Below are 13,071 nucleotides of genomic sequence, written 5' to 3' on the forward strand. Positions count from 1 at the left end.
GACAGGGAACCGGCCTATTGCTGTTGTCTAAAAACAGTTAGATAAGCTTATGAAAACAGGACGTAAGTATTTGTCAGATAACGCGAAAAAGATGCGCCGTGCCCCCACGCAAAAAAGAAGTCGCGAGCGGGTGCAAAACATCCTTAAGGTGGCGTGCGAGCTGATTGCATTGCAGGGAAGTGATGGGATGAAGATGGGGGAACTCGCAGAAAAGGCGGGAGTCTCCATCGGATCGCTGTATCAGTATTTTCCCGATAAGGCGGCGATCATTCATGCGCTGGCCGATCGCTACAACGATGAATCCCGCCACTGTATCGAAGAAGCCCTGTCAGAGGTCACGACGTCGCACAGCTTGATCGCGGCTTTTGACCATCTGATTGATACCTATTTCGAACTGTTCCTTGCCGAACCGGTCATATGCGACATCTGGACGGGTACGCAGGCCGATAAGACGCTGCGTGATATGGAGCTTGAAGTCAGCCGGGAAAATGGTGCGTTCCTTGCCCGGACAATCGCGCGGTTGCGCAATGAACAGACTGCGGACCCGTCCATTTCGGCCCGGTGTCTTTTGATTATGAGTATGGGGGAGGCGACCATGAGGTTGGCGATTTCCGTTCCGGTTGACGAAGGTCGCGAAATTGTTGGCAGCTATAAGCGCATGACGCGCCGTGAAATCACTGAAATGCTTGATGCGTCATAGGGACGGTTATGCGCGGCCTGTCGTGAATGGTTTTGGTCCCGGACGTCCGAGTAGGAAGCCTTGCACATAATCGACCTTGTGCTCTGTCAGGAAGTCGAGTTCTTCCTGCCGTTCGATGCCTTCCGCAATAACCTCGATGCCGAGCTGTTTGGCAAGGTCGATCAGTTTGCTGACAATGGCCTGTTTGAAGTTGTCATGATCAACGTGGTCGATCAGCTCGCGGTCAATTTTAATGATGTCCGGACGCAGATCCGGCAACATGTTGAGCGTCGAATATCCTGACCCAACATCATCAAGTGCGACCCTGAAACCGGAATCACGATATGACCGGAGGATGTGGCCAAGATGCGACGTGCTGCGGACTTTTTCGGTTTCAATGACTTCAAAGACAATGCTGCTGCGGTCAATTTGGCATTCTTCGACCACCTCGATGGTGGATCGCAGGCAGAAATCGGGATCGTAAATCGAACTCGGCGTGAAATTGATAAACAGATTGCCAGTCACGCCTGCCTTATGAGCATTGCGCACGTTTGCCGCACGCGCGGCGCGGTCAAGCTGGAACAAAAGTGTCGCGGATTGTGCGGCGTCAAACAGTTGTCCGGGCGTAATTTCACTGCCGTCTGCGGCGACACCCCGCAGTAGGCATTCATGTCCATAGGGTGCGGTGAAGTCGCTGATCGGGAAGATCGGCTGAAATGCTGAATTCAGGCGGCTTTCGCGTAAAACATCCCCCAGCCATTCCGCGCCAATCGCAGCCCTGATCGCATTGAGGCTTGTGATCCGGGAAATGTCATCGATTTCCGGTGACTGTTTGGGAGGCATGATCAATGCTTTGGTTGCGGTCATTTCCTCGGGTAGAAGATCTTTTGAAATCACATCAATCAGGTCACGCAACCCCGGGCGGGAATAATTGATGGTCAATGTTGCAACGGATGCCGTCTTTTCAACGGGAAGGTCGATGGACTTGGCCGAGGCAAGAATTTTGCCCGTTATGTGTGACACCGGTGGCCATAAAAACAGCTGACCTTCTTTCGGGGCGATTTCCGGAATGGAATCACATTTTTTGCAGTAGGTCACTTGTTCCTCCCCGGTATCATCTTTGCCCAACATACTGAACGAAAAGAGATTAGGTGGCAATTTGAATGGCTCATCACTGTGCCATTTGGGCCTTGCCGTGCCAAAGCACGAGAGCCCAGATTGAAAAAATTTCAATTCTAAAGGGATAAATCAGGGGAAGCAGCACGTCAAATATCGATGGTGAACAAATCGATGGTTTGTTGACGACCACGAATGTCAAAGGTGCCAAGCGCACGAAAGTCGACACCGGCGTCTTCAAGCTCATGACATAGCGTACGTGTGGTTGCACTGATCAGGATTTCAGTGCCAGTTTCCTTGTTCATGTTCTCAAGCCGTGATGCCAGATTTGCAGCATCCCCCTGAATGGTAAAATCGACCCGGTCACGTGAGCCGACCGGTCCGGCAACCACAGGGCCGGTATGAATGCCAATTCTGGTTTCGATTTTTTGATGACCTGCAAACAGATGTTTACGGCTAAGTTTTTGCATGGCAATGGCCGCGCGCACGGCATTTGCCGCATGATCAGGATCATCATGGACCACATTGAAGGCGGCATGCAGCGCATCACCAACATAGTTAAGTACCGCCCCGCCATGATCGCGGATCGGGGCATTCACCAGATCAAAATATTCATTGAGTAATGAGATAACTTCTGCCGGTTCAAGTTGTTCTGCCATGCGGGTAAAGCCGCTGATGTCGGTGAACATTACTGTCGCATAACGCAACTCGCCCGATGCGCGTGGGTCATCGTTGCGTTCGCGTTCCATCGCCAGATTGACAACATCCTGACTGACATAGCGTTCAAAAGCCCGGCGCATGCGGTCTTTTTCCGACAGGCCTTCGGCCATGCGGTTAAATTCAAAGGCCAATTTTCCGGCTTCGTCGTCGCTGGTGACGGCAATGCGGGTGTCTATCTTGCCCTGGCCGATGTCACGAACCGCCTCGGTCAGGCGGCTGATGGGGGAGGTCAGGGTACGGTTGATGAAATACAGACACAGAACAGCGGCTGTTTCGGTCGCGATGACGTCCAAAATCACGGCCTGTTCGACACTTAGGCCCTGCGTTGCACGAATGTCACGAAAGACCGTCAGGTCCAAAAGAATGGCCATTGATGAAATCAAGGTCAGCGCGAGTATAACAACCGCCAGCCGATGACCAATCCGCGCGCGACCGGGACGGAAATTAAATCCCCATTTTTTATGGATATCGTGCTTGATTGTTTCGCTGCATGCGGCAGCGGCAAAGAAGGCGTAAATCGCAAAATGGGCAGCATAGGCAAAGCTGAACCAAAGGCTGCCATAGACCTTCAAGATGGTTGGCACCTGTGCGGAAAGTTCCGGATAGGTATTGAAAATGCCAAGTCCAAAAGCGGCAACAGAATAGATCAACCCAACACAAAACGCCCAGATGGAAGAAGCAAGCGCAAGCTGCCGCAGTCTGCGCAAACCCGGGCTAAGGCGCTGGGACGAGTTGGTGTGCAAGCCGGCGATCATTTTGCTGATTGGGCGAAATAAAAACCATGCACCAATCGCATTTAACCCGACCAGAATGGCGATATTGACAAGGGCCGCACGCCAGATCAGGGATGTGTTACCGGAAATCAGGACATACGCCCCAGAAAAACACACATCAATAATTGCCATACCAATCATCGCAACGACATAGCGCGCGACAAAGGGTGCCGATGCGGATTGATCGGTGCTTGCCGTTGTCGGGCGCAAAATGCTTTGTGCGATGTTGCTCATATCCTGAATCACGGATTTTCCTGTTGTTTTCAATTCATACGAGAAGAGCGGCAATCAGGTTCATTTCATCTTGATTAGATGCAGGAAAGTCCGGTTGGCAGGATGCCTTGCTGCACTTATGATGATGTGGAGCAGATAGGAAAATCATGCAGTTTAGTCTTCGACATTATCAGGCAGAGGCAGCAAGCCACAACCACACTGATTTTCACCAGATTATCATTTCCGATCTTGGTCTTCTGGAGATGGAAATTGAAGGCCGTGGCGGTCAAGTGCGCGGCACAAAGATGGCCTTTGTGCCCGCCGGTGATACGCATGCCTACCGAGCAGAGGGATTAAACAGGTTTCTTGTGCTCGATATCGATATCGCCGTTGCCCAGCGGACGGGCATTGAAATGCTGTGGCGTCGTAACACCAATGCATCACCTTATCTTCAAATGGCGGTGGGTCGACAGGCGGTGATTTCCGACCTGTTCCATGTTCTGTCAAAAACCATGCGCGACGGCAATCAAATCAGACTGCCGAGCCGGGTTGGCGACTGCGGGGCCATGATTGATGACCTAACAGGTGAAGACGGGATTGTTTGCGACGGTTTACGGCGCATTTTGTCGGGAACGTCGGCGGCTTTGACGACGTCTGCTGATGATTGGGAGTTGCCTGGTGTTTTGCCATCCCGTTTACAACGCGTTCTCGATTGGGCAGACGTGCGAATGGCCGACCCGATTACGGTTGGGGATATGGCTGCTGTCGCGGTTCAGTCGGAAAGCAGCTTCTTTGTTAGTTTTCAGCGATATCTTGGCACAACGCCGATGCGCTGGCTTACCGAGCAACGCTTGCTTGCTGCACGCCAATTATTGCTTGGTTCTGATGATCACACCTCAATCGGGGTACTGGCATCACAGGTTGGGTTTACCGATCAAAGCGCGTTCTCGCGCGCGTTTTCACGCCGCTTCGGACATCCCCCAATCAGGATACTCCGCCAATCGTCCAATCACCTGCGTGATATAAACTGAAGATATCCTCAAAAAGTCCAGAGTTTCGGCAAAGACATAAATCATCAACCGTCCAATGATCGTGCCACGATTATTGGAAACTTGGGGATGGTGATGATGTCATTAAGGCAACAGGCGTTAGCCGCGCAAAAATCAAAAGCAACCTTTGTCGGATCGATTGCGGTGGTACTTTGGGCCTTGCTGGCTCTTTTCACAACAGAAGTCGGCACCATTCCGCCTTTTCAACTGATCAGTCTGTGTTTCACGGTGGCGGCAGTTTTCAGCGCTGTCTCAATCATCGTGCGTGGCAAAAGTGTTCTGTGTGTTCTGTGTCAGCCACTTGGTGCTTGGTTGCTTGGTGTTGGTGGATTGTTTAGCTATCACTTCTTCTATTTTGTCGCATTGGCCAATGCACCAGCGGTCGAGGCCAGTTTGATTGCATATCTTTGGCCTTTGCTGATTGTATTGTTTTCGGCCCTTTTGCCGACGGAAACGCTGCACTGGTATCATGTTGCGGGGCTGTTCTTGGTCTTGGTGGAGCAGCACTTCTGGTGACTAAGGGGCACGGTCTGGCGTTTGAACCCGAATACGGGTTTGGATATGGGGCTGCCATCGTCTGTGCTTTGATCTGGTCGGCTTACTCCGTTTTAAATCGGCGGTATGGCGCGGTTCCGGTCGAGGCCGTTTGTGGGTTTTGTTCCGGTGCGGCTGCTCGTGGGTTCGCAACACATTGGGGGGCGGAGAACTGGGTGTCGCCAGATGCACCACAATGGTTTGCCATCATCGGTTTGGGACTGGGCCCGGTTGGTGCGGCGTTTTTTGCGTGGGACTACGGAACAAAACATGGAAATATTCAGATTCTGGGCGCCGTGTCCTATGGCGCGCCGCTGTTCAGTACTGTTTTACTTATCGTCTTTGGCAAAGCGGAAGCGACGCCGACCGTCATAGTTGGGTGCTTAATGATTGTCGCCGGGGCGCTTGTCGCGTCGCGCGAAATGGTGCTGCGTTCACGGCGAAAAGCATAACGTCATAGCCCATCACCCATCCGACAGTCTTTATCAAAGTCTTGCAATCATCAGAGATGAGGTAGTCGGCACTCACATTTACGTGACCATACGTAGTAATACATATATTTGTGCTGTGCAGTGTCATGTAAGTGACTTATAGTCGCCCAGTACTTGGGGAGGGGGCGTTTGTAATATTTTACGCACCAAGGACACGTAAATGACGCAGGTAAAAGCGGACATTGCACAGGATCTAAAATTGGCAATGTCGGCCGCCGAGTTTGACAAGGCGGCCAAAATTGGTGCCCGGATTCTAAGGCTGCACCCAAAGCGGACCGATATACAGGTCATGACTGCTGTGAGCGAAATGCAGGGAAAGAACCCTCTGCAGGCCGGGCAGAGATTACGGCGTATCTTCCGCACATTACTTCCGAATGATCGTTTTTTGGGACCTGTATCGCAGAATCTTCTGCAATATGCTTACATTACAAATGACTTTAGTTCAGTCGAGTCGGTGATGGAAGAACGCCATCGCGCCGCGCCGCAACATTCCGTTTTTGCCTTGATGCTTGCAGATGTTATTTTCCGTCACCAATGCAAGTTAAGTCCGGGGCGCAGTTATGCGCCAAAACTGGCTCAGGCAATTGAACTTCTGGAAAACACGGCACCGTCTGACTCGTACTATCGAGACATGCAAACACTTTTGGCGCGGATTTATCTGTATCAAGAAGAGCATGAAAAAGCGTTTCCATTGCTTGAAAGCATCACCCAAAAGCAACCCCAAAACAGGGCGTTACGTGAACTGTTGGCGTCCAGTTATGCGATTGCTGGGGAAGTTGAAAAAGCCGTTTCAACCAGTCTTGCAATCATCCATGATTTTCCTGATGCAGGGGCGCAGCCTTTTATCATCATTTCATTTATGCGCCCGCAATCCATGCCGGAAAACGCACGCGAGCTTCTGACTGAGATTGCCATTAACCCGCAAAACGATGCGGGACAGGTTTATAAGGCGTCATTCGCGTTGGCGCGGATGGATGAGGCCGATGGCAAGATGAAGTCGGCATTCGACTGGTATCAAACCGGACATGATGCAAACCGCAGAGCACGACCAATTGACATGGTCGCAGAGTTTCACGAAATGAAGCGTATCGCAGAATTGGCGCGCGATAACGTCACCGCCGATCTTGGCGATGTCAAAGACGTCTCGGCAGAGAAAGAAGATGGGCCCATGCCGATCTTTATTGTTGGCATGCCGAGATCGGGAACCACTCTGTGCGAGCGGATTCTTGGGGCGCACCCCGATGTCTATGCCGCGGGCGAAATTGGCGACCTTGCACGGATTTTGACTGAGGTCGTAGGTCGTTACTCCATTGCTGAGCAGGTTGCGCGGTTGACTAAGAAAAACATCGCTGAAATTCGCAAACGCTATCTTGCGGCGATGAAGGCATATGCTCCGGATGCGCGATTTGTTGCCAACAAGACACCTGCTAACTTTTTGCGATTAGAAGTGATCCGCCGGATATTTCCAGAGGCGCCGATCATTCACACGCATCGTCATCCTCTGGCGACGTGTCTTTCGATCTATACAACGCCGTTTGCTGTGCCGATGCGCTTTGCCGATGATCTTGGCGATTTAGCCGATTACTATCGTGGCTATGACACTCTGATGAACGTGTTCTTTGAAACCGATCAGCACGGGATGCTTTATGACCTGCGCTATGAAGACCTGGTAGCAAACCCCGAAGCTGTTGCTAAGGATTATCTTGCTCACTGCGGATTGGACTGGCATGAGCAATGTCTTGAATTCTATCGCGACGGTAAGACATCGACAACTGCAAGCATGATACAGGTGCGTCGCCCGATTAATAAGGATTCCCTTGGCAAGTGGCAACGGTTTGAGCCCTTTATTGGGCCACTTGCCGATCTGGTTGCCGACATCGCAGTGCCTGATAAAAAAGCAGATAAGAAATCGACCCGCAAAACGTTTGCGGCGTGACGTCATTGGGGCTTTCGGGGTAGAAAGGCTTCTTGCAAGATCAAGAACCCGAAAATGCCGGAGCGCCCAAATGACCCGTAAAATCCCAAAAGCAGAGCTGCACTTGCATCTTGAAGGTGCGATGACGCCGGCGCTTGTACGGTCCTTTGCCATGCGAAATGGCCTTACGTTGCCTGCTGGGATTTATGATGATCAGGATCGGTATATCTGGTCGGATTTTCCCGAGTTTCTCATGAGTTTTGATAAGGCAAGTGCCGCGATCCGCACGAAGCAAGATTATGCCGATCTGACGTATTTCTATCTGACCGAGCAGGCCAAATCAGGTGCGCTTTATGTCGAGCTGTTCTGTTCACCAACCCATGCGGCTGAATGCGGGATTTCGTTTGGTGATCACCTTGAAGGGGTTGTCGATGGCATTGATCGTGCAGAAAAGGAGTGCGGCATCATTGGCCGGGTCATTATGACCTGCGTGCGCCATGTCGGCGGTGACATCGCTGTTGAAGTTGCCAAAGACACTGTTGCATGCGGCCACCCCTATGTCGTTGGCTTTGGCATGGGCGGTAATGAAAGCATGTTTTCGCAAGAAACCTTTTACCCGGCATTCAAGATTGCCGCAGATGGCGGTCTTGGCTGCACGACCCATGCGGGCGAGGTGCAAGGTCCGCAGAGTGTTTGGGATGCGATTGATAAACTGCCAGTGACCAGAATTGGGCATGGTGTTCGCTCAATCGAAGACCCGAAACTGGTTGAGGCACTTGTTAAGCGTGGCATCGTTCTTGAGGTGTGCCCGGGATCAAACATCGCACTTTCGGTTTATCCCGATTTCGCAGCCCATCCGTTGCGTAAACTTTATGAGGCTGGCGTCAAGGTGACGCTGGGATCTGACGATCCGCCGTTCTTCCACACAAGTTTGGCCGATGAATATCAGTGTGCACAGGATGATTTTGGGTTCAGTGATGCGGAACTTCTTGGCATTACCCGAACCGCCCTTGAGGCGGCCTTTGTCGATGACGACACCAAAGCTTTGCTGATCGCAAAGCTTTGACCACGTTTCTGCTGCCTATGAGAGCAAGGTGAGTTCTGTCCTAAATGAAAAGCGCCCTGTCAGAAGGGCGCTTTTTAAATGATGCGTGCAGGGTTGGATTACCAGCGCGTTTTCCCCAGAAGCTTTTCGCCAAGCGGCGTCAGGTTTGCCCGGTCATAGCGGGTTTGTTCCCAGTTGCGTGGATCACCTGGGAAGGCATGGCCGCGGGCGGGAAGACGTTCGGACCAGCTTTTGACCCGCCAGTCGATGAGTTCCTGTTCCTCGGGCGTTGCCGGTGCCATCGAGATATATTGTGCAATACGTGATTGATCCGACCGGTTGGCGCGAATGCCATGCGCCAGCAAGCTGTTGAAAATCACAAGATCGCCAGCCTTCATCTCTATGCGCTTTGGTTCATAGGGGATGTTGTCCATATCCGGGCGGAACGGGTCGCGACCTGATGGTGCCGTTTTGCGCCATTGCTCAAAATTGGCAAATAAATCAGGCACGCATTGAAAGCCGCCCATATCGTCGGTGGTATCAACCAGCGATAAAACACCCTGCACATTAATTGGCAAAGGATCGGCCGTCGTATCTGCATCCCAGTGAATGAAGCCGTCAAATGCACGTTTACCGGTATTGGGCGTGTTCAGGTTGGCACGATCAATCGACACCCAAAGATCAGTTCGATCCCAAATATCAACAAAGGCGTCGTAAACGCGCTGTGTCTGACGGTTGTCCCAAAGTGTCTGATGATTATAGACTTCGACCATGCCTGAATTGTTCAGTTCGGTCATTGCATGGTCGCGCATTTGCGGCCGGCTCCAACTGGCCGGATCATTCGGGTCCATTTCCTGAAATTCCCACAGGAAATCGCGGGTCGCACGGACCTGTTCATCGGGAACCGCATTTGGCACGACGACATAACCATAGGTCTGCCAATGGGTAAAATCATCCTCGGATAAAACGCGAAGCGGTAACGTCTTTGCAAGGTCGCGCAACTGTGCACCACGAACCTCCTTAACCGACGCATTGCCGGGACGATCGGCATTGGGGGTGTTTGACATTGGGGCGTTTGCCAGCATCGACATTGCGGTATCTCCCGAGTGCTTTGTTTGTGACAGGTTGAATTCTAATCTCTGACCCGGGAAATTGCCCACTGACAGCACGGACAAATACTGATACTATTCGGTCAATATTATCCAATATGTATACCGTATAAGCGTGATTGGTATTTAAATGAAATTGCTGTTTGAGCATGTCCAGATTGCAGCAGATCGGTCTTGGAAGGGATTGCACCGTAATTTGGAAGCAATTCCGTTCGAATGGCATTTCCATCCTGAATATGAATTAACCCTGACGCTAGGCAGCCATGGACAGCGATACGTGGGCGACCATATCGGGTCGTATGGCGAGGATGACCTGGTTCTATTGGGGCCGAATTTACCCCACACATGGCACTCAAAAAATGCCGGCCCACCGTCGGTAACGCTAGGTGGTATGCGTGCTCATGACGCAGCCCTTCAGGTTAAGGGACGGCGTAAGGGGCATCAGGCGTTTGTTTTCTGGTTCACGGTGGACTGGATCAATTCGATCTGCAAAACCATCCCCGAACTATCATCGCTGGGAAAAATCCTGCTTCTGTCGCGGCGTGGAGTGAAGTTCGATGTAACAATTGCGCGTAAGGTGGCCAAGCTTGCAACAAATTTTGATCAGGGAAAACCGGCAGATCAGCTTGTGCTTTTGATCGAAGTGCTGCGCACCTTGATTGATGCCAAAGACCTCAATCCGCTGGCCTCTGATCGGTTTAATGCCGATGTTCCGGGTCGCGACGATGCCAGTCGGCTCGGCAAGGTGCTTGATCAATTGCATGGTGCCTATGTCGAGCCCGTCAGCAGTCGTGTGATCGCACAAAATGCAGGTATGAGCGAACGCACATTGCGGCGCTTTTTTCAGCGCCATATGGGCACAAACATTCAGGATTATCTGATGGGGTTGCGGCTTGGGCGTGCGGTCAGTCTGTTGCTGTCATCAGATATGCCGATTTATTGCGTAGCGGAGGAGGCCGGTTTTCAGAATCTGTCACACTTTAACCGTCAGTTCCGTCGTCATCGTGGCGTGGCGCCAAGTGCATTTCGAAAAATGCGCTTTGACGGGGTAGAAATCAGCACGTCATCCCGGTGAGTTGTTTGGGATGTCAGCCAGCGTTTGAAAGCCACTCGGCATGATGGCGTGAAACATGCAAATCAAATGCTGCCCAGAATTGGTCGCGAAGATAGTCCTGCTCTTGCAAGATTTCATGCCGGGCTTCGGGAATTTCGCACATGGTCACATTGGGATGGTTGCCAAAAAGGTCATTTGTCGTGGTGTTTGACACAACCTGATCGTTGCCAGCGAGAACCATGGTGATAGGGGGGAGGCTCATGGCGTCTGCAGGTGCCGCAAGTTTGCCCATGAGGTTGGCCTGAGTACGAAAACAGGCATCAAGCCACCCTGCAGAAACGCCGCCGATGACAAGGTCTGGCTGGGCTGTCAGCAGCGCAACATTACGAGCATATCGCGTGGCATCAGACGTTAAAAGGTTTTCCGGCTCAAATGCATTCAGCGGTGACAATGCCTTTTGACCCGGAAGGTATTGCTGATCAAAACCGTATCGGCATAGGCTGGCGGATAAGAACTGTGCCGCAATCGCCAGCCAATCCGGACCACCCATGCCAAAAAACGGCGCCAACATCACAACACTTTTCCAAAGGTCAGGTTGCGAAAGTAGCATCTTCATGGCCACGAGCCCGCCCGTCGAATGGGTTAAAAGCATTTCGCACGTTATGTCATGCTGATCTTTGATATGGGCCATAATACACGCAGTATCAGACACATACTCCGTGATATCTTTGATATAGCCCATGATGGGATCTGACGTCGCGCGATCAGAACCACCTTGCCCGCGGAAATCAAACGTGACGCAGCCCAACCCACGTTGGGTCAGGTCCTCGGCAGTTTCTTGATATCGTTCGATATATTCGCCGCGCCCCTGCAGAATAAGGACATAGGCATCCGAATTACCCCGAGAAGGCGGGCTGATGCCATAGCGTAACCGCACGCCATCTTTATTGGTTACGTGATGCAGGGAGAAATTCATTCAAATGCCTGTCTCAAGTTCCGTTCAAGCCGACGTCAAAACCGCATATCTATTCTACGGGATTTGGGGTCGCCGGGGCACGTGACATCGCGATGAAATGCATGATTTTCTCCATCATGGTGTTAAAATCCGGGTTAAACGTCGCACGTCGCAGGGTTCCGGGTGTCGCACCGTCAACAAGGTTGCGTTCACCGTAAACTGCATCGGGTGCTGTTTGGCAGGTTTCCTTGTCTTCTTTGTTGTCATAGTGACCGCAATCAGGATGTTTGCCATCAAGCCCGTAAACAGGATCGTTCGGCGAAAGAGTAATGCCGGTATGAGCATGGTTTAACGTTCTGAAGTCCGCATTTGCAGACTTAACAACGTCAATACCGTCACATTGGGTTTGTTCGTCGGGGATTTCGATTTCCCCTTGATACCAGACCATATGACGGTTCGGGACAGTCACCTTTTCACAGAAGAAATCAAGCACGATAAGCGGGTCGATGGTTTGGTCATCCGAACTGACCGCAACGAATACCGGAATGTCGACAGTGCCAATTGATCCATCGCGATAGGGGGCGGTGAGCAAATGAAACTCTGCCGCACCATTCATCGCCATCGAACCATATTTCCCCGGATCATTGTTTTCACCCTTGCCCGCCCAATTTTTGACATAGCGGACATAGGGGGTGAGCCATGCCATGCCGCTGCGCGCAGAAAAGCCGGGCGATAGCATGACAAGGGCGTTCAGGCGATCATCGTGATCAGCCATATCATAGTAACGCCCAATCAGGGCCGCACCGGTTGAAAAGCCGATGGGAATGATCTGTTCTACTTCCGGGCCAAACGATTCAACACCGAATTTAACCGTATCCATCCAGTCCTGATATGCAACGTCCATAAGGTCGGCGGGAACCGTGCCATGCCCAGGCAACAACACACCATGGAACGATGCGCACGGGTATTTATCGCGCAAGGCATCGCGTACGTCACTTAACCAATATGGACTGTCCGTAAGCCCATGGACCATGACAAAGCCCAGATTTTTGCCGCGCGATAAGGTGACATCACCATCCGCACAGGAATTTCGGTCTGGCGCAATGTCGTAAGGCGCGCGCATTTCAACAACTTCATCCAGACTGAACGATCCAAACGGCTGTTTTTCATCGGCGAAGCGCGTGCTTTCTAACACCGTGCGAATTTGACTTCGGGTGTTTTTGACATAGTCAGGAAATGCACCATTGGGCGAGGGGGCCTGAACGGCCATGCCAGATGGGGAAAGGGCATCGGCGTTGGCGGCCTGTATTGTGCTTACCCCCGCAAGCAGGCCGGTTGCGATACTGATGGAACAAAGTCGTAATCCTATCGCGTGACGGACGGACATGGGGCATCTCCAGAACTGGGGCGAGTGTGTT

General features: G+C 51.8%; 12 protein-coding genes. 7 read left to right on the top strand and 5 right to left on the bottom strand.

Going from position 1 to position 13,071, the window contains the following annotated elements; genetic code table 11:
* The first annotated feature begins 91 nt into the window (after nucleotides 1-91).
* Nucleotides 92-700, top strand: coding sequence for a TetR/AcrR family transcriptional regulator (locus K355_RS0117950; protein ID WP_258548886.1), 609 nt, complete (start codon nucleotides 92-94; stop codon nucleotides 698-700).
* 6 nt (nucleotides 701-706) lie between these two features.
* On the opposite strand, the gene K355_RS24355 is transcribed toward K355_RS0117950, so the two are convergent.
* Both K355_RS24355 and K355_RS25185 read right to left on the bottom strand, forming a co-directional pair.
* Nucleotides 707-1,777 carry an EAL domain-containing protein gene (locus K355_RS24355; protein ID WP_033369062.1) on the bottom strand — a complete coding sequence of 357 codons (1,071 nt, stop codon included), beginning with the start codon at nucleotides 1,775-1,777 and terminating at the stop codon, nucleotides 707-709.
* A 167-nt stretch (nucleotides 1,778-1,944) separates the two neighbouring features.
* Nucleotides 1,945-3,534 carry an adenylate/guanylate cyclase domain-containing protein gene (locus K355_RS25185; protein ID WP_147250392.1) on the bottom strand — a complete coding sequence of 530 codons (1,590 nt, stop codon included), beginning with the start codon at nucleotides 3,532-3,534 and terminating at the stop codon, nucleotides 1,945-1,947.
* Between the two features lie 134 nt (nucleotides 3,535-3,668).
* Between K355_RS25185 and K355_RS0117965 the strand changes: the two genes are divergently transcribed.
* The 5 genes from K355_RS0117965 (at nucleotide 3,669) to add (ending at nucleotide 8,556) form a co-directional block, all read left to right on the top strand.
* Entirely contained in the window at nucleotides 3,669-4,532 is an 864-nt protein-coding gene (locus tag K355_RS0117965; RefSeq protein WP_022733548.1) for a helix-turn-helix domain-containing protein, read from the top strand.
* Between the two features lie 87 nt (nucleotides 4,533-4,619).
* On the top strand, nucleotides 4,620-5,066 hold the full coding sequence (locus tag K355_RS26225) for an EamA family transporter (protein WP_309471170.1): 447 nt from the start codon (nucleotides 4,620-4,622) through the stop codon (nucleotides 5,064-5,066).
* The gene (locus tag K355_RS26230) at nucleotides 5,063-5,536 is read left to right on the top strand and encodes a DMT family transporter (RefSeq protein WP_309471171.1); all 474 of its coding nucleotides are present in this window, start codon (nucleotides 5,063-5,065) and stop codon (nucleotides 5,534-5,536) included. Before K355_RS26225 ends, K355_RS26230 begins: the two co-directional genes overlap by 4 nt.
* A 199-nt stretch (nucleotides 5,537-5,735) precedes the next feature.
* Nucleotides 5,736-7,511, top strand: coding sequence for a tetratricopeptide repeat-containing sulfotransferase family protein (locus K355_RS0117975; RefSeq protein ID WP_022733549.1), 1,776 nt, complete (start codon nucleotides 5,736-5,738; stop codon nucleotides 7,509-7,511).
* A gap of 70 nt (nucleotides 7,512-7,581) precedes the next feature.
* Complete coding sequence (gene add / locus K355_RS0117980) at nucleotides 7,582-8,556, top strand: adenosine deaminase (RefSeq protein ID WP_022733550.1); 975 nt, start codon at nucleotides 7,582-7,584, stop codon at nucleotides 8,554-8,556.
* Between the two features lie 98 nt (nucleotides 8,557-8,654).
* Here add and K355_RS0117985 read toward each other — a convergent pair whose 3' ends face one another.
* Nucleotides 8,655-9,626 (bottom strand): phytanoyl-CoA dioxygenase family protein, encoded by a 972-nt coding sequence (locus K355_RS0117985; protein WP_022733551.1) that lies wholly within the window; start codon nucleotides 9,624-9,626, stop codon nucleotides 8,655-8,657.
* Nucleotides 9,627-10,035: 409 nt separating this feature from the next.
* On the opposite strand from K355_RS0117985, the gene K355_RS24370 reads away from it, so the two are divergent.
* Entirely contained in the window at nucleotides 10,036-10,719 is a 684-nt protein-coding gene (locus K355_RS24370) for a helix-turn-helix domain-containing protein (RefSeq protein WP_162142307.1), read from the top strand.
* Between the two features lie 13 nt (nucleotides 10,720-10,732).
* On the opposite strand, the gene K355_RS0117995 is transcribed toward K355_RS24370, so the two are convergent.
* Together K355_RS0117995 and K355_RS0118000 are read right to left on the bottom strand one after the other, a co-directional pair.
* Nucleotides 10,733-11,674, bottom strand: coding sequence for an alpha/beta fold hydrolase (locus K355_RS0117995; protein WP_022733553.1), 942 nt, complete (start codon nucleotides 11,672-11,674; stop codon nucleotides 10,733-10,735).
* Nucleotides 11,675-11,723: 49 nt separating this feature from the next.
* Nucleotides 11,724-13,040, bottom strand: coding sequence for an alpha/beta hydrolase (locus K355_RS0118000; RefSeq protein WP_022733554.1), 1,317 nt, complete (start codon nucleotides 13,038-13,040; stop codon nucleotides 11,724-11,726).
* Between the last annotated feature and the right edge of the window lie 31 nt (nucleotides 13,041-13,071).

It is taken from the genome of Thalassospira lucentensis MCCC 1A00383 = DSM 14000 (genome assembly GCF_000421265.1).
GTDB classification, from domain to species: Bacteria; Pseudomonadota; Alphaproteobacteria; order Rhodospirillales; family Thalassospiraceae; genus Thalassospira; species Thalassospira lucentensis.